Origin of the sequence: Bifidobacterium pullorum subsp. gallinarum (assembly GCF_000741215.1) — a bacterium.
Classification (GTDB): Bacteria; Actinomycetota; Actinomycetes; order Actinomycetales; family Bifidobacteriaceae; genus Bifidobacterium; species Bifidobacterium pullorum_B.
This window is the reverse complement of record NZ_JGYX01000002.1, coordinates 169,820-191,819: the sequence shown is the minus strand read 5'-3', so window position 1 is coordinate 191,819 and position 22,000 is coordinate 169,820. Positions and strand designations below refer to the sequence as shown.

The following is a 22,000-nucleotide window of genomic DNA, read 5'->3' as shown; positions in this document are numbered from 1 at the left end:
GTTCGCGTACTATGGGTCAAAGTTTGCGCCCGATTCCATGGGGATTGGGCTATGCTCGTTTACGGTAACCGACAAGGGAGCGAACGTGGTAGATATCATTGACAAGGCTCTTCGCATGGGCGAAGGCCACCAGCTCAAGAAGCTCGAGAACGTGGCGAAAGCCGTGAACGCGCTGGAGGATGAGATTTCAGCTCTGAGCGATGACGAGCTCAGGGCGCAGACCGGCAAGTTCAAGCAGCGCCTGGACAACGGCGAGAAGCTTGACAGCCTGATGCCCGAGGCGTTCGCCACGGTGCGCGAGGTCTCCAAGCGCACGCTTGGCCAGCGTCACTTCGATGTGCAGCTGATGGGCGGCGCCGCCCTGCACTGGGGCAACATCGCCGAGATGAAGACCGGTGAGGGCAAGACCCTGGTCGCCACGCTGCCGAGCTACCTCAACGCGCTGGAGGGCAAGGGCGTGCACGTCGTGACCGTCAACGACTACCTGGCCAGCTACCAGAGCGAACTCATGGGCCGCATCTACCGGTTCCTGGGCATGTCGGTCGGCTGCATCCTGACCGAGCAGAAGCCGCCGGAGCGCCGCAAGCAGTACAACGCCGACATCACCTACGGCACCAACAACGAGTTCGGCTTCGACTACCTGCGCGACAACATGGCGTGGGAGAAGTCGGATCTGGTGCAGCGCGGCCACCACTACGCCATCGTCGACGAGGTGGACTCCATCCTCATCGACGAGGCCCGTACCCCGCTGATCATCTCCGGTCCCGCCGAGGGCGACGTGACCCGTTGGTACCGCCAGTTCGCGCGCCTGGTGCCGAAGCTGACCCGCGACGAGGACTACGAGGTCGACGAGAAGAAGAAGACCGTCGGCATCCTGGACCCGGGCATCACCAAGGTCGAGGACTTCCTGGGCATCGACAACCTGTACGAGCCGAACAACACCGCGTTGATCGGCTACCTCAACAACGCCATCAAGGCCAAGGAGCTGTTCCTGCGCGACCGCGACTACGTGGTCACCGGCGGCGAGGTGCTCATCGTCGACGAGCACACCGGCCGTATCCTGCCGGGCCGCCGCTACAACGAGGGCCTGCACCAGGCCATCGAAGCCAAGGAGAACGTGGAGGTCAAGGCCGAGAACCAGACCTTCGCCACCATCACCCTGCAGAACTACTTCCGCATGTATGACAAGCTGGCCGGCATGACCGGCACCGCCGAGACCGAGGCCGCCGAGTTCATGGGCACCTACAAGCTCGGTGTGCTGCCGATCCCGACGAACAAGCCGATGATCCGCGTCGATCAGGACGATCTGATCTTCCGCACCAAGCGCGAGAAGCTCGCCGCCATCGTCAAGGACGTGGCCAAGCGCCACGCCAAGGGCCAGCCGGTGCTGCTGGGCACCGCCAGCGTGGAAAGCTCCGAGGTCGTCTCCTCGCTGCTCGACGTGGCAGGCATCCCGCATCAGGTGCTCAACGCCAAGCAGCATGCCAAGGAAGCCGCCGTCGTGGCCGTGGCCGGCCGCAAGGGAGCCGTGACCGTGGCCACCAACATGGCGGGTCGTGGTACCGACATCATGCTGGGCGGCAACGTGGAGTTCCTGGCCGACGCCAAGCTCAAGGCCGAGGGCTACTCCCCGGATGACACCCCGGAGGAGTACGAGAAGCGCTGGCCGGGCACCCTGGCCGAGGTCAAGGAGCAGGTCAAGGACGAGCACGAGGAGGTCGTCGGGCTCGGCGGTCTGTATGTGCTCGGCACCGAGCGCCATGAGTCCCGCCGTATCGACAACCAGCTGCGCGGCCGTTCCGGCCGTCAGGGCGACCCGGGCGAGTCCCGTTTCTACCTGAGCCTTGAGGACGACCTCATGCGTCTGTTCAACACGCAGCTTGTGGCGCGCGTGATGGCCAAGGGCCTGCCCGAGGGCGAGCCGATCGAGTCCAAGAGCGTGTCCAAGGGCGTGCGCACCGCGCAGAAGTCCGTCGAGTCGCGCAACTTCGAGATCCGTAAGAACGTGCTCAAGTATGACGACGTGATGAACAAGCAGCGCAGCGTCATCTACGCGGAGCGTCAGGCCGTGCTCAAGGGCGAGGACATCCATGAGGATATCGAGCGCTTCATCGCCGACACCATCGGCAGCTACGTGCGCGGCGCCAACAAGGGTTCGGACAAGCCCGCCGACTGGGATTGGGAGGGCCTGTTCAAGGCGCTGAACACCATCTACCCGGTGCTGGTGACCGAAGCCGACGCCCGTGACGCCGCCGGCAAGCTCAAGGGTGAAAAGGCCGTTGAAGCCGTGCGCGACGTGCTCGTGGCCGACGCCAAGGAGCAGTATGGCAGGATCGAGACCAAGCTCGGCGAGGAAGGCCTGCGCCAGCTGGAGCGCCGCGTGGTGCTCGCCGTGCTCGACCGCAAGTGGCGCGAGCACCTGTACGAGATGGACTACCTCAAGGACGGCATCGGCCTGCGTGGCATGGGCCAGCGTGATCCGCTGGTCGAATACCAGCGCGAGGGCTACCAGATGTACAACTCGATGATCGAGGCCATCAAGGAGGAAAGCATCCAGCTGCTGTTCCACGTGGACATCGACCGCGTAGCCATGACCCAGGATCTGCAGTCCGAGCAGGACGAGGATGCCGCCGTTGACGCCGCCGAGGCGCAGATGGGCATCGATACCGAGTCCGCCGATGCCGCCGAGGACCAGACCGTGGCCACCGGCCCGGCCGAGCCGGAGACCGATGACGAGGCCGAAGCCGAGACCATCGACGAGCTGGGCGAAGAGGCCGCGTCCGAGGATCAGGTGACCCGTGACGCGGACGGCAACCCGGTGATCGTGGGCCCCGCGCCGATCAGCCACGCCGAAGGCAAGGTGCCGGCCTCCAAGCGCCCCAAGAGCGAGGAGCTGCACACCCCGTGGTCCGATGGCCGCACGTTCCCGGGCACGCCGAAGAACGCGCAGTGCCCGTGTGGATCGGGCCGTAAGTACAAGATGTGCCACGGCCAGAACGAGTAGTGGTTCGCACTGACGAATGAGAGGCGCCCGCCGGAGAGCATCCGGCGGGCGCCTTCGTATTTCGGCGGATCCCCCCCTGATCATCCGTGATACGGACAGCACATCGGTCTTGCAATATATCGCCGATACAATAAGCCGCGACACATACCATCACGAGCGTGCTTCAAGGAGGGCATGATGGCTGAGATCACATGGAAATCGATCCTCACCAAGCTGGTTGCCGGCAATCACCTGAGCGCGGGGGAGGCGTGGTGGTTCGTGGACGATCTGATGAAAGGCAACGCCAATCCCGCGGCGGTGGGTGCCGTCCTCGCCGCGCAGCAGCTGCTGGGACTGACCGCCGAGGAGGTGCGCGGCGCCGCCGACGCGATGGTGTCGCACGCCGTGCCGCTGGCCGTCTCCGGGGAGACGACCGATATGGTCGGCACCGGTGGGGACGGCGCCGCGACCGTGAACCTGTCCACGATGGGTTCGGTGGTGGCTGCGGCCGCCGGTGTGAAGATCGTCAAGCACGGCAATCGCGCCGCATCGTCCAAATGCGGTGCCGCGGACTGCCTGGAGGCGTTGGGATTGCCGCTGGATCTGAGCCCGCAGGCCGTGGCCGAGATCGGCGATGAGGTGGGCATCACGTTTGCGTTCGCCAAGGTGTTCCACCCGGCCATGCGGTTCGTCGGCCCGGTGCGTTCCGCCTTGGGCGTGCCCTGCGTGTTCAACGTGCTGGGTCCGCTGACGAATCCGGCCAACCCGAACCATGTGGCCATCGGCTGCGCCAACCGGGCCGTCAGCCCGATGATGGCCGAGGTGTATGCCTCGCGCGGGCAGACTGGCATGGTCTATACCTCGCATGAGGGACTGGACGAGCTGGCGCCGACCGGGCCGGTGAGCGTCTGGGAGATCCGCTACGGCAAGGTGCATGAGACCGAGTTCGACCCGACGGCGGAGCTGGGGCTTGATCCGGTGACGTTGGATGACCTGCGCGGCGGCGAGCCCGCCGTCAACGCGCAGGCGATGCTGGACTTCTTGGCCGGCAAGCCGGTGCCGTTCCGCTCGACCGCATTGCTCAACGCGGCATCCGCCATCGTGGCCGACGCCCGCCGGTTGCCCGATCCGGACGCCACGCTGGCGCAGCGCTTCCGTGACGCCTATGCGATGGCCGAGGCCGCCGTCGACTCCGGTGCCGCGAACGACCTGCTGCACCGCTGGATCGAGGTGGCCAGGTCGAAGGCCTGAGACCGGTGGTTCGCACTACCTCGGGGTTCGATTTCCGACTGGCCGAAATCCGCCACTCCGTGATTGAACCGCCGAGGTAGTGCGAACCGCTATACGCGCGCCCCGTCGTCGAAGTAGTCGGTTTTGGTTTCGTTATGGCCCTTGTGCCGCATGATCAGACCTGCCGCGCCGATCAGCGTTGAGGTGCCGAAGATCGTGCCCAGCACGGGCGCCATCGAGGGCAGGAACACCGAGCCGATGACGCCGATGACGCCCACGATCAGCAGGATCCAGAACACGAGCTTGGACTTGTTCACCGGTCCCAGATCGGGGTTCGGCGGGGTGAACGGATCGCCGTAGCGGTCCATCACGTCGTCGGTGTCCAGCCAGCTGGAGCCGGTGAAATCGCGCGGGCCGCGGCCGGCGCCGCCGGCGAAGGCGGCCGGGTCCAGATCATCGACCGAGAGCAGCGCCTCCTTCTCCTTGCGCTGCGCGTGCTTCTCGAACCGCTTGGCGTTGCGCGAACGCTCCACATCATTGAGGTCTTCGGCGTGCTCGGCGGCGAACTGCGCCCACGCGGCGTCGAAGTCGGCGGACCCCGGATCGCCGTTGTTCGGCGTGGGGTTTGGACGCTCGCCGTCCGCGTTGCTATTGTTGTGCTCAGTCATAGACACCACTCTAACCAAGTGTGACGCCATGCCGCGCCCACGGAGTTCACGAGGAGGAAATCCACGATGCTGTACTGGTTCTTCGTCAAAGGGTTCGGTTGGATCGCCCGTCGCCGCCTCGGGCCCACGGTCAAGGGCCTGCAGAACATCCCCAAGCATGGCGGCGCCATCATCGCCGCGAACCATCTGGCCGTCATCGACGACGCGCTGCTGCCGATCACCTGCCCGCGCATGATCCACTTCATGGGCAAGGCCGAATACTTCGAGGGCAAGGGCCTCAAGGGCAGGTTCAAGAAGTGGTGGTTCACCTCCGTCGGCGTGTTCCCGGTCGACCGTTCCGGCGGCTCCAAGTCGCTCGGCGCGTTGAACCATGCGCGGGAGATCCTGGAGGACGGCCACCTGTTCGGCATCCACATCGAGGGCACGCGCAGCCCCGACGGTCGCCTGTACAAGGGACATACCGGCGTGGCCAAGCTGGCGCTGGAAACCGGATGCCCGATCGTCCCGGTCGCCATCATCGGCTCGGACACGTTGCAGCCGGTCGGCACCGTGGTGCCGAAGAAGGGCAAGACGCAGGTGATCTATGGCGCGCCGATTCCCGTGGAGCGTAAGGACGCCGAGGACGTCACCCATGACGACCTGCGCTCGCTGACCGATCAGGTCACCCGCGCCATCCAGTCCATGAGCGGTCAGGAATACGTGGACGAATACGCGCAGACGGTCAAGAAGCGCCTGAAGGAGCAGGCCGCCGCACAAGCCGCGCAGGCCGCGTCGAAGTAGTCCACTTCGTCACACGACGGTGAGCGTGATGACGGAGGCGTTGCCATCCGCGTCACGCAGCCGCACGTTGGCGCCATCGCTGATGGATTCGCCGTTGTACTGCACGTCACGCACCGTGCCGAACAGGCCGCCGAGGATGCGGTTGGTCTCCACCTTGAACCCCAGGCCCTGCAGGGTCTTGGTCACCTCGCTCTCCTGCTTGCCGACCAGGCCCGAGGGCACGGCCGCGGTCTCGGGACCCTTGGAGACGACCACATCCACCGTGTCGCCCCAGTGCAGTTCGGCACCGGGCTCCACGGAGGCGGAGATGACCTGACCGGAGGGCACCGAGTCGCTGAACTCCTCGGTCACGTTCGCCGTCAGCTTCAGCTCGGTGAGGGCCTCGTTCATCTGGTCGCGCGTCAGCCCCTCCACGGTGGGCATCTGAACCGGCGCGGGCCCCTTGGACAGCGTCACGGTCACCTCGGCGTTATGGTCCAGCGTGGTGCCCGGGTCGGGGCTGATGGTCAATGCCACGCCCGCCGCCAGCGTCTCCGAGTACTGGTCGTTGTCCTCGTCGTGAACCACGTTGTCGAATCCCGCATCCTGCAACGCCTGCAGCGGATCCTTGGCGTTGGCGGAATCCGGGTCGAGGATGTCCTCGGGGATCGTGGCCTGACGGACGCCCTTGGATACCGTGACGGTGATCTGGCTGCCGTCCCGCCTGCTGACATGGTCGCCCACGTTCAGCGGCTTGGCGGAGGCGTCGGCCGTCAGATGGACCGCGATGATGTTCCCCTCGTCAACCGTATCGCTGAAGTCCTCGGCGGTGGTGTACGGAATGTCCGCAACGGTGAGTGCGCTGCGGTAATCATCCCAATCGGCGTCGGTGATGGGGCAGTCCCGTCCCTCCGTGCAGGTGATGTCGTTCGGCTGGGGGAGCGTCCAATAGCTGCCGGGGCCGCGGAAATACCACCAGGCGAAGCCGCCGCCACCGATGGCGGCGATGAGCAGCACGACGACGGTGACGATGACGGCGGTCCTGCGACGTGATGTGTGGGCCTTCGGCTGTTCGTCCGCGGCGGGGGCCGCATCCGGCGTTGCCTCCGGCGCATCGACGGCGCCGATGACCTGCGTGGAGGCGATGCCGGCGGACGTGGCGTGAACGGCATCCGGCTGGGCGATGGCCTGTGCCGGCGCGCCGACCGCGGGCAGGTTCTGCGTGGCGTTCACGTCGATGATGCTGGTGGCCGACTCGGGGGAGCGGTCGATGGCCTGCGTGGCGTCGGGGGCGAAGGCTGCGGTGGCGGTGCCGTCGGCAGGCGCGGCGGGTGGTTGCGACATCGCGGTCGTCTGCTGTGCCTGGATGGCCGCGGTGACGGCCGAAGGCGCGTCTGCGGTCACGGGGGTGTCGACATGCGCGGAGGCGTCCGCGGACGTGGGGGTCGTCGGATCGGCGGCGACAGGCGGCAGCGGCGGCAGGGCCGTGGTCGCCGCGGGCGCGGGGGCCACGGTCGGCTTGCGGTACTGCCATGCGGTCATGGGCAGATGCGCGGTCAGCTCGCGCAGCTCACGCATCGCCTCGACGGCGTCCGCCGGGCGCGCGTCCACGGCCCTGGCCGTCAGATGGGCGATGAACGCCGCGATCGACGGGTCGATGCCCGGGCAGGGATCCGCCACCGAGGGCACGTCCTCATGCACATGCTTGAAGACGAGCGTGACCGGGTTGTCGGACTGGAACGGCACGAAACCGGCGAGCATCTCCCAGGCGGTGATGCCGACCGAGTACAGGTCGCCCTGCGGCGTGGCCTGGTTGTGCTCGATCATCTCCGGCGCCAGGTAGGCGGCCGTGCCGAGCAGCATGTTGGTGGTGGACAGCGTGGCCTGCGAGGCGGCCTTGGCCAGTCCGAAGTCGGTGATCTGCACGCGGCCGCGGTCGTTGAGCAGGATGTTCTCCGGCTTGATGTCGCGGTGCACCACGCCGATGCGGTGCGCGGCGGACAGGCCGTCCAACGTCTCGGACAGGATGCGCAGCGTCTCGCGCACCGTGAAGGTGCGCTGCGTGTTCATCTCATGACGCAGGTTCACGCCGTGGACGTACTCCATGACCAGATAGTCCAGCCCGTTGTACTCGCCGGTGTCGTACACCTGCACGATGTGGGGGTTGGCGATGGCCGCGGCGGACTTGGCCTCGCGCCGGAACCGTTCGACGAACTGCTCGCGGTGGGGGCCCTGCGCCAGCTGAGTATGCATGATCTTGATGGCCACCGTGCGATCCAGCCGCTCGTCCATGGCCTGGTAGACCGTGGCCATGCCGCCTTCGGCGATGCGGCGGACAATACGGTATCGTCCCTCGATCACAAGTCCATCGGGGACATTCGCGGCTTCAGTCATGGCGGTGCAAGCAATCCTTGGTGTTGGGAACGATCTGGTTAAAAGTCTACATGCTGCCGGGCTCACGGGGCGTGTAATGCACGGATGGCACGAAACGGGCACAAGCCGCGGTCAGGGTGCGGCGCGCGTCATCATCCGCCGGCATATGCGCGATGGCGTCCAGGCTGCGTCGCCACAGCTCCTCGATGCGCCGCCGCGAGCGTTCGATGGCACCGGTGTGATGGAACAGGTCGATGACGCGGGCGGTTTGCGCCTCGGTGCGGGCATCGGCCTCGAAGACGGCGATGAGTTCGCCGCGCTGTTCGTCGGTCGCCCCGGCCAGCGCATCGGCGAGCAGCACGGTGCGCTTGCCCTCGCGGATGTCGCCGCCCACCGGCTTGCCGGTGGCGGAGCTCGAACCGATGACGTCGATCAGGTCGTCGGTCAGCTGGAACGCCAACCCCAACGGTTCGCCCACGTCCAGCGCGCACGACCGGGCCTGCTCCGGCGGATACCCGGCGGCGAGCATCGCCAGTTCCAACGGCGCGATGGTGGTGTAGCTGGCCGTCTTCCAGCGGAACACATCCAACGAGGTGCGCGCGAGCCGTGCCGGGTCGGCCATCGGGCAGTGCACGGCGGCCAGATCGAGCACCTGCCCGATCTCCACCTCGCGATGCATCGTGAGGAACGCGCGGTTGATGGCGTCGGCGCTCGGCAGACGGTGCGCGGCGTCGTTGGCGATGTCCACGCTGGCGGTCGCCAGCAGATCGCCCAGCATGATGCCGAGCCCCACGCCCAGCGCCGCATCGTGGTCCGGTCCGGCCAGCGCCTTGTGCGCGGCCGGTTTGCCGCGCCGCAGATCGGCGTCGTCGATGATGTCGTCGTGCACCAGCGCGGCGGTCTGGAACACCTCGATCGCGCAGGACAGGTCGAGCATCGCATCCCGGCGCTCCCGCCCGGCGTCCCCTCCCAGCGCGCGGTAGGCGTCCAGCGCCAGTAGTGCGCGCAGCCGTTTGCCGCCTTCGCTGGAGGTCACCGCCTGATGCGTCGTCGCCTGCAGGATGGGTTCACAGGACTCGTCGAGCCGGACGCCCTGGGGTAGACGGACAAAGGTGCTTACCAGGTCGGCGATGCGGGTTTCGACGGTATCCAGCGTTGCGGTCGTGCTCATACCTATGAGGGTATCCGCAGCAGTCAGACAAGACAACCGGATGCGTAGCGTTCGACCACATTCGCCGAGCCTTCGACCACATCGGACCGTCCGGGTGGCGGGGACACATCCGCATCATCGATACTGGAGACGCGCCATATGGCGTAGCCGGTGCGTGGGGCAACGGCGGCGACGATGACGGGGGTGACCATGACGACGGAGCAACACTGTGCGGATCGTGCCGATGCGCGGCGCGACCGCATCGCGGACACGGTGCGACGGTTGGGGACGCAGCTGCGCGAGGACAGGCGGGAACGCGGGCCGCACGTGGCCGACGCCGCGTGGGTCGATGAACCGTTCGACGACTGGCTGGCCATGCTGCACGAGGGCAAGCCGCTGGCACGGACCTCGATGCTGGCGCTGGCGGTGGGGATGGATCAGACGCTGGCCGTCCGCGACGCCCTGATCGTGTCGATTGTGGGCGGGGCGGACGGTGCCAGGAAGGCCGTGCTGATGGATTTCGCGTCGCGGCCGCATGCGCCGGAGGTCTGCGCGCGCATGGGGCGGCTGCTGACCGCCGCGTTCACGGACGAGCATGGGGGATTGGATAAGGCGCGGTGCCGTGCCGCCGTCGGCGCGCTCAAGGATATGGCCGGCATCGTGCCGGAACGCTATCGGGTGCAGCCGCTGACCATCATGGCCTACGTGCTGTGGTGGCTGGGGAAGGATGAGGCGGTGGAATACGCGCTGGAGGCGCTGGCCATCGATGAGCGGTGTTCGCTGGCGGCGATCGTGCTCGGCGCGATGCGGCGGGGCATATACCCGGTATGGTTGCGCTGATGCGGCCGGACGGTTCTGATTGAACTGTGGCGGAACGGGAATAATCGTCCTTGGTGGATGGTTAACTCCAATAGTTGACGATTTGCCCTTGCCAGAAGTGCGCCTGTATGCTATAGCGCTTCGGGCAGGAACCTGCAGGAGGATGAGTTTGGCCACGAAGAAAACGACGACCGAGCCGGAGCAGGACGAACGGACTGCCAAGGCCTCGTCGACGGCGAAGACCACCACCGCGCGCAAGAGCGCTTCGAAGAAGACCACCGCCAAGGCCGCGGCTGGTTCCGGTAAGGCCTCCGCGGCCAAAGCCGAGAAGTCGTCGCGCAAGACCACGGCCAAGAAGAGCAGTGCGCCGGAACCCGCCGAGGATCTGGTCAAGGACGAGGAGATGCTGGACGATGAGGACTCCGAGGTCGTGGACGACGACCTGGAGCACATCGACGAGGATCTTGAGGATCCCGATGCGGTGCAGGATGACGACGACGACCTGGACGAGGAATCCGAGCCGGAGCCCGAAGAGGACGAGGACGAGCACCCGAACAAGCCCGAGGAGCCCAAGGAGAAGGGCGCGTTCGTGGTCCGCGATGACGACGACGATGACAACCTGACCCCGTCCGGCAACCCGAAGCGCCGTGTGGTCGCAGCCGGCGCCACCGCCGATCCGGTCAAGGACTACCTGAAGCAGATCGGCCGTGTCAGCCTGCTGAACGCCGAGCAGGAGGTGGACCTGTCCGAGCGCATCGAGGCGGGTCTGTACGCGCAGCATCTGCTGGACACCGAGGGCGACCAGCTGGACTTCAAGCGCCGCCGCGAGCTCAAGTGGGCCGCCAATGACGGCAAGAAGGCCAAGGACCACCTGCTGGAGGCCAACCTGCGACTCGTCGTTTCGCTGGCCAAGCGCTACACCGGCCGCGGCATGCTGTTCCTGGATCTGATCCAGGAGGGCAACCTGGGCCTGATCCGCGCCGTGGAGAAGTTCGACTGGAAGAAGGGCTTCAAGTTCTCCACCTATGCCACCTGGTGGATCCGCCAGGCCATCACCCGAGCCATGGCCGATCAGGCGCGTACCATCCGCGTGCCCGTGCACATGGTGGAGGTCATCAATAAGCTCTCGCGCGTGCAGCGCCAGATGCTGCAGGACCTGGGGCGTGAACCCACTCCGGACGAGCTGGCTCGTGAGCTGGACATGCCGGTGGAGAAGGTGCAGGAGGTGCAGAAGTACGGCCGCGAGCCGATCTCGCTGCATACGCCGCTGGGCGAGGACGGCGATTCCGAGTTCGGTGATCTGATCGAGGACACCGACGCCATCGCGCCGTCCGACGCGGTCGCGTTCTCATTGCTGCAGGAGCAGTTCAAGCAGGTGCTGGAGACGCTGAGCCCGCGTGAGGCCGGCGTCATCAAGATGCGCTACGGCCTGGAGGACGGCCAGCCGAAGACCCTTGACGACATCGGCCGCGTGTACGGCGTGACCCGTGAGCGCATCCGCCAGATCGAGTCGAAGACCATGTCGAAACTGCGTCACCCGTCGCGCTCCCAGACCCTGCGCGACTTCCTCGACCAATGACAGCCAGCGGCGGCCCGCTTGGCAGGCCGCCGCGCGAGGAGCGAGGAAGTCCGGTGGGCTTCCGAACGACGGAGCCATCCGTAGACGACTCGCACGGGGATACCGATTACTTCGGCGTCCTCCCACCCAAGGGAGGACGCCGCATCATGGCCGGAACTGGCGTTGCTCCGGCGTACACCGACGACTGAATGGGGACCATGGCAAAGGACAACTACGGCGCGGACAGTTTGACCGTTCTCGAAGGCCTCGACGCGGTGCGCAAGCGCCCCGGCATGTACATCGGCACCACCGACAGCCAGGGCCTGATGCACTGCCTGTGGGAGATCATCGACAACGCCGTGGACGAGGCACTGGCCGGCGCCTGCGACCACATCACCGTCACGCTCCATGACGACGGCTCGGTCGAGGTGGCCGACAACGGCCGCGGCATCCCCGTGGACACCGAACCGAAAACCGGGCTGAGCGGCGTGGAGGTCGTACTGACCAAGCTGCACGCCGGTGCCAAGTTCGGCAACTCCTCCTACAACGCCGTCGGCGGTCTGCACGGCGTCGGCTCGTCCGTGGTCAACGCGCTGTCCGCGCGCCTGGACATCGAGGTCGATCGCGATGGCAAGACGCACCACATGGCCTTCCACCAGGGGCACCCCGGCGTGTACACGGATGCGGATCCGGCGCACCCCTCGCCGGACGCGCCGTTCAAGCGCACGCGCAAGAACAAGGCGACCGAACTGGAGATCATCGGCAAGGTCAGCCCGAAGACCACGGGCACGCGCATCCGCTACTGGGCCGACCCCGAGATCTTCAACGACACCGCCGAATTCAGCTACGAGCAGCTCATCGACCGCGTGCGCCAGACGAGTTTCCTAGTGCCAGGGCTGCGGATCACCGTCATCGACGAGAACATCCCCGAAACCGGCGACGAGTCGGTCGACGAGGTGCGTGAAATCGACGAGGCCGTCTCCGCGGAGGGTGACGCCGGTACCGCCGAGGCGGCACCGACGCCGGGCCTGGACGGCTTCTCGACGGTGGCGGCGGAGTCGGACGTGGCGGAACCCGTGCCGTCGGGGCCTGCAACGCCCGCCCACGGCCATGCCCGCGTGGAGGAGTTCCTCCATACCGGCGGCGTCAAGGACTTCGTCGACTTCCTGTCCAAGGGGGAAGCGGTCTCCGACATCTGGCGCATCACCGGCGAGGACACGTACGAGGAAGAGACCCAGGCCGTCGACGACAACGGCGACCTGCACGCGCGGACGATCACCCGCACCTGCGGCGTGGACATCGCCCTGCGGTGGGTCAACGGATACGACACCACGATGCGCAGCTTCGTCAACGTGGTCGAGACCCCGGGCGGCGGCATGCACGTCGACGGGTTCCTCAACGGCATCACCAAGCAGATCCGCAAGGCCGTGGAGGACAACGCGCGCAAGCTCAAGGTGAACCTCAAGGACGGCGCCATGCGCGTCGAGCGCGACGACATCCTGGCCGGCCTGGTCGCCGTGGTCACCGTGCGCATCGCCGAACCGCAGTTCCAAGGCCAGACCAAGGACGTGCTCGGCACCGCGCAGGTCAAGCCGATCGTCACCCGCATGACCGACAGGCAGTTCGGCGAGATGATCACCGGTTCCAAGCGCGGCTACAAGGAACAGTCCGGCCGCGTGCTGGAGAAGATCGTCGGGGAGATGCACGCCCGCATCCAGGCGCGTAAGACCAAGGAGGTCACGCGCCGCAAGAACGCGCTCGAATCCGCCTCGATGCCGCCGAAGCTGTCCGACTGCCAGCCGGGCAACGACGACGTGGCCGAGCTGTTCATCGTGGAGGGCGATTCGGCGCTCGGCACCGCCAAGGCGGCCCGCAACTCCGGGTTCCAGGCGCTGCTGCCGATCCGAGGCAAGATCCTCAACGTGCAGAAGGCCTCGCTGAGCCAGATGCTCTCGAACAAGGAATGCGCGGCCATCATCCAGGTGGTCGGCGCCGGGTCCGGGCCGAGCTTCGACATCGAGCAGGCACGGTACAACAAGGTCATCATGATGACCGATGCCGACGTGGATGGCGCGCATATCCGCATCCTGCTGCTGACGCTGTTCTACCGGTACATGCGTCCGCTCATCGAGCACGGCCGCGTGTACGCCGCCGTGCCGCCGCTGCACCGCATCGCGCTCGCCGGCTCGCACAAGGGCGAATACATCTACACGTATTCGGACGACGAGCTGGCCGGCAAACTGGCCGAGCTGGACCGCAAGCACATCGCCTACAACGACGACATCCAGCGCTACAAGGGTTTGGGCGAGATGGACGCCGACCAGCTGGCCGACACCACGATGGACCCGCGCACGCGCATGCTGCGCCGCATCCGCATGGAGGACGCCGCGCAGGCCAGTGAGATCTTCAGCCTGCTCATGGGCGACGACGTGCCGCCGCGCAAGCAGTTCATCGTGGACAACGCCGACGATTTCGACCGCTCCAAGATCGACACCTGATCCCCGTTCCCGGCCTTCCCTTTGCCGGGGAACGTTTCTCCGTGGTTCCTCCTTCGGATGTGCGGCCGATGCGACGTGCCGGAGAGGAAGCGTTGGTGCGTGCGCCATGTGAACTGACAGCGCTTGCAAACATGCGGACGAAAACCGTCCCGAACGGCATGTCGCATGCGGACGGATGACAGAATGACAGCTGTCTACTGACCGTTCGGTATATGTTTGAGGAGACGCTGATGGCCAACCTGTTGCTTGCCGTCATCTATCTGGCGTTCGTCAGCCTGGGATTGCCCGATGCCATGCTTGGCGCGGCCTGGCCGACGATGTACCACGACTTCGGCGTGCCGGTTTCGTTCGCCGGCGGCATCTCGATGGTCATCTCGGCGGGCACCATCGTCTCGGCGCTGCTGAGCGACCGGCTGACGCTGCGCTTCGGGGCGGGCAGAGTGACTGCGGTTTCGGTGGGCCTGACGGCCGCCGCGCTGCTGGGGTTCTCGTTCGCGCCGAACTACTGGACGCTGATCGTACTGGCCGTGCCATACGGCCTGGGCGCGGGCGGTGTGGACGCCGCGCTGAACAACTACGTGGCGGTCCATTACACCAGCCGCCATATGAGCTGGCTGCACGCCATGTGGGGCGTCGGCGCCTCGGTCGGCCCATACGTCATGGGCTTCGCCCTGGGACAGGGGCAGGGCTGGTCCTGGGGATACCGGTATGTGGCCATCGTGCAGATCGTGCTGACCGCGTTGCTGCTGTTCAGCCTGCCGTTGTGGCGCAACCGTTCCGGCGAACGGCAGCCTGCCGAGGACACGGCCGGACAACAGGCCTCAGACCCCGTCCGCAAGCCGATGGGACTGCGCGGCGTGCTGGCCATCCCCGGAGCCAAGGAGATCCTGGTCATGTTCTTCTGCTATTGCGCGGTGGAGCAGACCGCCATGCTGTGGTCCAGCAGCTACATGGTGCTCGGCTGCGGCATCGACAAGCTGACTGCGGCCAGCTGGGCCAGCCTGTTCCTCATCGGCGTGACCGCCGGACGCTTCCTGAGCGGCTTCATGACCATGAGGTTCGATGATCCGACGATGATCCGCATCGGCCAGGCGTTGGTGTTCGCCGGCATCGTGGCCATGCTGCTGCCCCTGCCCGCCCATATGAACGTCATCGGCGGCCTGATGCTGATCGGCCTGGGCTGCGCCCCGATCTACCCGTGCGTCATCCACTCGACGCCGATGTATTTCGGCGAGGACAAGTCCCAGGCGATCGTGGGCGTGCAGATGGCCTGCGCCTATATCGGCACGCTGCTGATGCCGCCGCTGTTCGGCCTGATCGCCAATCACATCGACGTGCGGCTGTTCCCGTGGTACCTGCTCGTGCTCCTGCTGCTGATGGTGGTGATGCACGAGCGGCTGCGCAAGCTGCGCGGCTGAACGCCGAACACGTCCCATTCCACAGAAAGAGTCGAACGCACCGGCGCGCCGCTCCTGCATCGTGACGCACAACACCGTCCAGGGCATCGAGGCCACCACGCTGATCGCCTATGCCGTCAGCTGCGGCATCGACGGGCTCGGCGTGCGGGAGGCGCTGGACGCCGCCGTCGCGCACATCCGTGCCACCGCCGTCCAAGGGTATTGGTCGGCCAAGGCGTCGGTGCTGGAACGCACGCAATGGATCCTCGACGAAACTGGACGGCACGCGTATGACGACGAATCCTTCGCCGCGCTGCTGCGCAAGGTATGCGGGACCAGCGTCGAAGCGAACGAATCCGTGCCCGCGGCCTTCGCCATCGCCAACCGATTCGCCGACGACCCGTTCCGCGCGCTCTGCTTCGCCGCCTCGCTCGGCGGGGACACCGATACCATCGCGGCCATGGCCGGGGCGGTGATCGGCGCATGCCTCGGCGTGGAGGCGTTCGACGCGGATCATCTGGCCACGCTGCGGGCCGTCAACGGGCTTGAACTGGAACCGGTCGCCGAGGGACTGCTCGCCATCCGGCAACGGCGGGAACGAGGCGTGCGATGAACGGCGCGCGATGTGCGGATTCGCCCGGGCGGGTCGTCTCGTTCGGACAGGTCATCATCGACCTGACCATACGGGTCGGGCGGGTGCCGCATCCGGGGGAGGACGTGTACGCCGACCGGGCCGTGGAACGCGCCGGCGGCCTACTGGTTCTGGCACCATATCCCCACCCGGTCGGAAATCGTCGCGCAGATTCAGGCGATGAGCGACGCCGGCTACCAATCGTTCCAGATCCAGACGAGGCTGTCCTTCCTGCGGGACCGGTACCTGTCGGACGACTACCTGGCCATGTGCCGTCTCGCCGCCGACGAGGCCGCCTCCCGGGGGATGATGATCGGCGTCTACGACGAATACAACTGGCTGTCCGGATGGCGGTTCCGCCCGGTGACGCGGGATGTGGATGCGACGTGCTCCTGGCAGCCGATCATGCCGTTCGACGGGTGGCAGGCGCAGGGGTATCCGACGTTCTGCGGCACCGGCGAATACCGCATCGACGTGGAGATCCCCGACGGTGCCGTGTCGCCCGACGGGTGGGAGCTGCTGCTCCCCGTCACCGAGGATTCGGTGGAGGTGTTGGTGGATGGCAGGCCTGCGGGTGCGGCCCCCTGGCCGTCCGGCGCGATTCGGCTCGGCGGGTCGTTGCATGCCGGGGTCAACGTGTTGATGGTCCGGGTCACGTCGTCGGCCGCCAACCACTACTATCACGGGACCGGTCTGCAGGGCGACGGTCCGGCGCGGTGCGGCCTGCTCGCGGCGCCGGTGCTTTGCCCGGTGCGCCGGTGGCATGATATCGACAGCCTGTTGGCCTGAGACGTGCGGCACGCGTTGGCGTCTGACCTAGGCTGACATGCCCCGGTATGCCCTGTCGGTCGGTCGCCGAATCTGACGGCGTGCCGGTCTGACGGCGTGCCGGGCGGTCGAATCCGTCCCGGCGCGCTGCCATAATCGAACATATGTACGAATGTCTGGATCTGTTCTCCGAGCCCACCGGGGCATGGTTCAGACATGCGTTCGCGCAGGGGGAGACGGCGGCGCAGCGCCAGGCCTGGCCGGTTATCGCGAAAGGGAATGACGCGCTGGTCATCGCGCCGACCGGTTCCGGCAAGACGCTCTCCGCGTTCCTGTACGCCATCGACCGGCTGATGAACCGCGCAGCGGATCCGCGGGATGCGGGCGGCTCCCGCTCCCGCAAACCCGCCAAGGGCGTCAAGGTGCTGTATATCTCGCCGTTGAAGGCGCTGGGCGTGGACGTGGCGCGCAATCTGGAAACGCCGCTGGCGGGCATCGCCGCCCAATGCAAGGCCATGGGCCTCAACCCGCCGTCGATCCGCGTGGCCACGCGCAGCGGCGACACCACGGCGCAGGAGCGGCGAGCCATCGCCTCGCACCCGCCGGACATCCTGGTCACCACGCCCGAATCGTTGTATCTGCTGCTCACCTCCAAGGCGCGGCGCATCCTGTCCACGGTGCGCACCGTCATCGTGGACGAGATCCATGCCATCGCCGGCACCAAACGCGGGGCGCATCTGGCGTTGAGCCTGGAACGGCTGGATATGCTGACCGCCGAACCCGTACAGCGCATCGGACTGTCAGCCACGGTGCGTCCGGCCGAGGCCGCGGCGCGGTTCCTCGGTGGCGCGCGGGCCGTCACCATCGTCGACGTGCAGTCGCACCCCGCCATGGAACTCAAGGTGGTCGAACCGGTCGAGCAGATGCCCGAATCCGCCGCTCCCGCGAACCGGTCGTGTGGCGGCGCTGGGTCCGGGAAACCGTCCGGGCTCCCTTCCATCAGCGGGGTCACGCCGGCCATGATGAGACTCGCCGAACGTCAGGGCACTGCCGCGGCTTCACCGGGTCCGCCTCAAGGTCCGCTGCGGACTCGCGCCGACGTCGAAGCAGGGGAGACGACATCGGCACCGGGAAACGCCATATCGGCGGACGAACGTGCCGGATCGGTATGGCCCGCTGTGGAGCGCAGCATTCTCAACGAGGTGCTCAGTCATCACACCACGCTCGTGTTCGTCAACTCGCGCGGCTTGGCGGAACGGCTCACCGCGCGGCTCAACGACCTGTACGCCGCCATGCCCGGCCACGGCGATGCGGATGCGCCTCGGTCGGATGAACCGTACGCCGGTCAGCGGCATTTCCATCCCATGGCGGGGCCGTCCACGAATCTCATCCATCCGCATGCGCCGGAGGACACCATCGCCATGGCCCACCACGGATCGGTGTCCAAGGATCGCCGCAAACGCATCGAGGAGGACCTCAAGCACGGCCGACTGCGCTGCGTGGTGGCCACCAGCAGCCTGGAACTCGGCATCGATATGGGCAGCGTGGACCTGGTCATCCAGGTCTCCCCGCCGCTATCCGTGTCCTCGGGGCTGCAGCGGGTCGGTCGTGCCGATCATCAGGTGGGCGGCGTCTCCCACGCGCTGTTCTACCCGCTGACGCGCGAGCAGATTATCGGCGCGGCCGCCACCGTGGAATGCATGCTGACCGGCGACATCGAGCCGCTTTCCATACCGCGCTGTCCACTGGACGTACTGGCCCAGCATACGGTGGCCGCCGCGGCCATGGAGGACCTGAACCCCGACGACTGGTATCAGATGGTCCGCCGTGCCGCCCCGTTCGCCGACTTGGACCGCTCCGTGTTCGACTCGGTGCTCGGCATGCTGACCGGCGCCTATGATTCCGAGGCATTCACCGCCTTCCGGCCCAGCCTGATGTGGAACCATGAGGAGCATCTGATCTCCGCGCGGCCCGGGGCGCAGCGGCTGGCCGTCACCTCCGGCGGTACGATCCCGGACCGTGGCCAGTACACGGTGGTCCTACCGGAACAGGAGGCTGGCAAAGGGCCCAAGCGCGTCGGCGAACTCGACGAGGAGATGGTCTACGAATCCCGCATCGGCGACGTCATCACCCTCGGCACCTCCACCTGGCAGATCCAGGACATCACCCACGACCGCGTGGTGGTGGTGCCGGCCCCCGGCCGCACGGCCCGGTTGCCGTTCTGGCACGGCGAGGGCTTCGGACGCGATGCCGGATTCGGCGAGATGCAGGGCCGGTTCGTGCGGGATATGGTCAACGGTCTGCACGACGGCGATTGCACGGTGGCATCCGTTGGTGTGGCGCCATCCGATTACCCAGCGTCATCCGATTGCGCGGCATCGTCCGACGGCATGACGTCCTCGTCGGATGCGGCCGCATTCGATGACGATACGACGGATCGATTGCGCGCGGACGGACTCGACGGCAACGCCATCTCCAACCTAGCCCAACTGCTGCACGAGCAGCGCATCGCCACCGGCGCGGTGCCGACCGACCGCACGCTGGTGGTGGAGCGATGCCCGGACGAGGAGGGCGACTGGCGGATCGTGCTCCACTCGCCGTACGGCAAGCGCGTGCACGAACCGTGGGCGATGATCGTCGGCAACCGGATCAAGCAGCGCTACGGATACGACGGCCAGGTCTACGCCTGCGACGACGGCATCATCCTGCTGCTGCCTCAGTCCGACGGGCATATCCCGGCCGCCGAGCTGTTCACGGTCGATCCCGATGACATCCAACGACTGGTGGCCGAACAGGTGGGGGAGTCGGTGCTGTTCACCGCACGCTTCCGCGAATGCGCGGCGCGTTCGCTGTACCTGCCGCGCACCGACCCGGGCAAGCGCGTGCCGCTGTGGCAGCAGCGCTTGCGTGGCGTCCAACTGCTCAACGCCGCGCGGACGCAGCGCAACTTCCCGCTGCTGCTGGAGACCACCCGCGAATGCCTGCAGGACGTCTACGACCTGCCCGCGCTCCGGCGGCTGATGACACGGCTCTCCAACGGTGAGATCGACCTGGTCGATGTCGAGACGCAGGCGCCGTCGCCGTTCGCCGAAACCATCATGTTCGGCTATGTGGGGCAGGTGATGTATCAGTATGACCAGCCGCACGCCGAACGCAGCGCGGCCCTGCTCTCGCTGGACTTCGACGCGCTGGAGCGCCTGCTCGGCACCGCCGACATGACCGCAGTGCTCGACCCGGACGTCATCCACGACGTGGAACGGGAACTGGCCGGGCGGACGTTCTGGAACGAACTGGACGAGCGTGATGTTGCCGGCCGTGTGGCCCGATACGCCAAGACGCATGGCCCGTTCACCGTTGACATGATGATGGTGGAGCTGCATCTGGACGCCGAACGCGCGGTGCGCGAGCTTGACGGGCTCAAAGCGCGCGGCGAGGTGCTGACCGGCTTGTTCATGACGAATCCGGGACGGGGAAATGGCTCTCGCTCAACCGTCGATGATGCACAACCTGGTGAAGGTGCGGAATCGTATGGCGGCATGGGCAAGCTTGTCGGCGGCATGGGTCCAGATGTTGAGATGTCGGATGACCACAGGCCCGTTCAGTATCTGCATCGCGATGTGTTCCGCCGCATCCGCGCACGCTCGCTGAGCAAGGCGCGTGAGACCATCAAACCGGTGGCGCCGGCGGTCTATCAGTCGTTGCTGCTGGACCGTCAGGGGGTAGGTCCGGTCGGCGGCGAACGGTATGACGGCGCGGACGGGCTGATGCGTGTCATCGAACAGCTGGAGGGTGTGGCCCTGCCATTGCCGGTATGGGAAGGCGCGGTGTTCCCGGCGCGGGTGCGCGGCTACCAGCCCGCCATGCTGGACGAACTGCTCGCCTCCGGGGATGTGGTGTGGGCCGGGGAGAAAACCGCCGGCACCAAGGCCAAGGAACCCGGCCGCATCGCCTTCCATCCCGCCGACTCGGAACTACTGATCAATACCGCGGCAGCCGACGCAACTGGGCATCCATCCGATGGCGCGCCCGATGACACTATGACCGGCGACACTGCGCCCGACGATGATGCGGGACAGGCGTTGGAGTCTGTGCGGACGCTGCCCGACGCCATCCTGCACGTCCTGGCGGCCGGCGGCGCGTTCCGGGCGGAACGGCTGGCGGAACTGGTTCGCGCGGCATGGAGGCCGGATACCGAACCGGTCGATCTCGAAACCGGGGAGATCCGCCCCCCGGCCTGGTCGAACAGCCAATTCGAGGACGCCCTGTGGTCGCTGGTCTGGCAGGGCGCGGTGACCAACAGTTCGCTGACACCCGTTCGCGCCATGGCGTCGGCTGTGAGCTCCCATGCCACGCGCAGTGTATCCGTGGGCCGCACACGCCGCCGCGCCCGCGTGGCCGTACAGGTGCCGGTGCTCATGCAGGGGCTATGGTCGGCCGTGCCAACCGTCACCGCCACCGCCGAACAGCGCTCGCTGGCGCGGATCGAGGTTCTGCTGGACAGGTACGGCATCATCGCCCCGCCGTTGATCGACGCCGAGGACGTGCCGGGCGGCTTCTCCGCGCTGTATCCGGTGCTGCGCCGTATGGAGGAGCACGGCACGCTGGTGCGCGGCATGTTCGTGCAGGGGTTCGGCGCCGCGCAGTTCGCCCGACGCGACACCGTGGACCAGCTGCGCCATGCGGGGGAGGGACACAGCCGGTCCTGTGTGGCCATCGAGGTCATGGATCCCGCCAACCTGACCGGTGCGGCCGTGGCCTGGCCGCAGTATGGCGGCACGGCCAACAAACCATTGCGGCGTGCCGGAGGCATGGTGGTGCTGGACCACGGCAACCCGGTGGTCTACGCCGCGGTCAAGGGCCATCACCTGACCACGTTCACCGACGACGGGGACACGCTGCGCCGCGCCTTCGCCGAACTCGCCTATGCCCTGCAGCGCCGCCCCTCCGGCAGCGTCACCTTCGCCGATCTCAACGGCGAGCCGTTGACCGCCCGCACCGAAGCCGCCCGCATCCTGCACGCCGCCGGCTTCACCCCCTGTCCCCAGGGCATGAAGCTGTACCGGTGATGGGATGTTCGCTTTGTGAACGATACCCGCTTCAGCCGGAAACCGAGGGATAATCTAACGAAGGTTTGACCGGAACCGTTGGGCGAGTTCCGGTGGATAT

Annotated in this window: 13 protein-coding genes; 10 read left to right on the top strand and 3 right to left on the bottom strand. The window is 66.8% G+C overall.

Annotated features, from left to right (window positions below):
- Positions 1-85: 85 nt before the first annotated feature.
- Both secA and trpD read left to right on the top strand, forming a co-directional pair.
- Complete coding sequence (gene secA / locus BIGA_RS03050) at positions 86-3,004, top strand: preprotein translocase subunit SecA (RefSeq protein WP_033506029.1); 2,919 nt, start codon at positions 86-88, stop codon at positions 3,002-3,004.
- Positions 3,005-3,181: 177 nt separating this feature from the next.
- Complete coding sequence (gene trpD, locus BIGA_RS03045) at positions 3,182-4,234, top strand: anthranilate phosphoribosyltransferase (protein WP_033506271.1); 1,053 nt, start codon at positions 3,182-3,184, stop codon at positions 4,232-4,234.
- Positions 4,235-4,323: 89 nt separating this feature from the next.
- On the opposite strand, the gene BIGA_RS03040 is transcribed toward trpD, so the two are convergent.
- Positions 4,324-4,881, bottom strand: a complete 558-nt coding sequence (locus BIGA_RS03040; RefSeq protein ID WP_033506030.1) for a hypothetical protein — start codon at positions 4,879-4,881, stop codon at positions 4,324-4,326.
- 66 nt (positions 4,882-4,947) lie between these two features.
- Between BIGA_RS03040 and BIGA_RS03035 the strand changes: the two genes are divergently transcribed.
- Positions 4,948-5,661 carry a lysophospholipid acyltransferase family protein gene (locus BIGA_RS03035; protein WP_033506033.1) on the top strand — a complete coding sequence of 238 codons (714 nt, stop codon included), beginning with the start codon at positions 4,948-4,950 and terminating at the stop codon, positions 5,659-5,661.
- Between the two features lie 9 nt (positions 5,662-5,670).
- On the opposite strand, the gene BIGA_RS03030 is transcribed toward BIGA_RS03035, so the two are convergent.
- Both BIGA_RS03030 and BIGA_RS03025 read right to left on the bottom strand, forming a co-directional pair.
- The gene (locus tag BIGA_RS03030) at positions 5,671-8,034 is read right to left on the bottom strand and encodes a protein kinase domain-containing protein (RefSeq protein ID WP_033506035.1); all 2,364 of its coding nucleotides are present in this window, start codon (positions 8,032-8,034) and stop codon (positions 5,671-5,673) included.
- Positions 8,035-8,080: 46 nt separating this feature from the next.
- Positions 8,081-9,184 carry a polyprenyl synthetase family protein gene (locus BIGA_RS03025; protein ID WP_033506037.1) on the bottom strand — a complete coding sequence of 368 codons (1,104 nt, stop codon included), beginning with the start codon at positions 9,182-9,184 and terminating at the stop codon, positions 8,081-8,083.
- 189 nt (positions 9,185-9,373) lie between these two features.
- Here BIGA_RS03025 and BIGA_RS03020 point away from each other — a divergent pair, with 189 nt between their 5' ends.
- From BIGA_RS03020 to BIGA_RS02990, 7 genes are all read left to right on the top strand, one after another.
- A complete protein-coding gene (locus BIGA_RS03020; protein WP_033506273.1) occupies positions 9,374-10,003 on the top strand; it encodes a DUF4192 family protein in 630 nt (209 codons plus the stop codon).
- A 148-nt stretch (positions 10,004-10,151) separates the two neighbouring features.
- Positions 10,152-11,561 (top strand): RNA polymerase sigma factor, encoded by a 1,410-nt coding sequence (locus tag BIGA_RS03015; protein ID WP_033506039.1) that lies wholly within the window; start codon positions 10,152-10,154, stop codon positions 11,559-11,561.
- A gap of 188 nt (positions 11,562-11,749) precedes the next feature.
- Positions 11,750-14,038 (top strand): DNA gyrase/topoisomerase IV subunit B, encoded by a 2,289-nt coding sequence (locus BIGA_RS03010; RefSeq protein WP_394295739.1) that lies wholly within the window; start codon positions 11,750-11,752, stop codon positions 14,036-14,038.
- A 230-nt stretch (positions 14,039-14,268) separates the two neighbouring features.
- Complete coding sequence (locus BIGA_RS03005) at positions 14,269-15,456, top strand: MFS transporter (protein WP_033506043.1); 1,188 nt, start codon at positions 14,269-14,271, stop codon at positions 15,454-15,456.
- A gap of 16 nt (positions 15,457-15,472) precedes the next feature.
- A complete protein-coding gene (locus BIGA_RS03000) occupies positions 15,473-16,048 on the top strand; it encodes an ADP-ribosylglycohydrolase family protein (protein WP_081929385.1) in 576 nt (191 codons plus the stop codon).
- A gap of 198 nt (positions 16,049-16,246) precedes the next feature.
- Positions 16,247-16,855 carry a hypothetical protein gene (locus tag BIGA_RS02995; protein ID WP_033506045.1) on the top strand — a complete coding sequence of 203 codons (609 nt, stop codon included), beginning with the start codon at positions 16,247-16,249 and terminating at the stop codon, positions 16,853-16,855.
- Positions 16,856-16,998: 143 nt separating this feature from the next.
- Positions 16,999-21,900, top strand: coding sequence for a DEAD/DEAH box helicase (locus BIGA_RS02990; protein WP_033506047.1), 4,902 nt, complete (start codon positions 16,999-17,001; stop codon positions 21,898-21,900).
- The last annotated feature ends 100 nt before the right edge of the window (positions 21,901-22,000 follow it).

What these genes read in the sequence shown, in the direction of transcription:
- trpD (WP_033506271.1), top strand. Translation starts at nt 3,182, where the DNA reads ATGGCTGAGATCACATGGAAATCGATCCTCACCAAGCTGGTTGCCGGC.
- BIGA_RS03040 (WP_033506030.1), bottom strand. Translation starts at nt 4,881, where the DNA reads ATGACTGAGCACAACAATAGCAACGCGGACGGCGAGCGTCCAAACCCC.
- BIGA_RS03035 (WP_033506033.1), top strand. Translation starts at nt 4,948, where the DNA reads ATGCTGTACTGGTTCTTCGTCAAAGGGTTCGGTTGGATCGCCCGTCGC.
- BIGA_RS03030 (WP_033506035.1), bottom strand. Translation starts at nt 8,034, where the DNA reads ATGACTGAAGCCGCGAATGTCCCCGATGGACTTGTGATCGAGGGACGA.
- BIGA_RS03025 (WP_033506037.1), bottom strand. Translation starts at nt 9,184, where the DNA reads ATGAGCACGACCGCAACGCTGGATACCGTCGAAACCCGCATCGCCGAC.
- BIGA_RS03020 (WP_033506273.1), top strand. Translation starts at nt 9,374, where the DNA reads ATGACGACGGAGCAACACTGTGCGGATCGTGCCGATGCGCGGCGCGAC.
- BIGA_RS03010 (WP_394295739.1), top strand. Translation starts at nt 11,750, where the DNA reads ATGGGGACCATGGCAAAGGACAACTACGGCGCGGACAGTTTGACCGTT.
- BIGA_RS03005 (WP_033506043.1), top strand. Translation starts at nt 14,269, where the DNA reads ATGGCCAACCTGTTGCTTGCCGTCATCTATCTGGCGTTCGTCAGCCTG.
- BIGA_RS02995 (WP_033506045.1), top strand. Translation starts at nt 16,247, where the DNA reads ATGAGCGACGCCGGCTACCAATCGTTCCAGATCCAGACGAGGCTGTCC.
- BIGA_RS02990 (WP_033506047.1), top strand. Translation starts at nt 16,999, where the DNA reads ATGTACGAATGTCTGGATCTGTTCTCCGAGCCCACCGGGGCATGGTTC.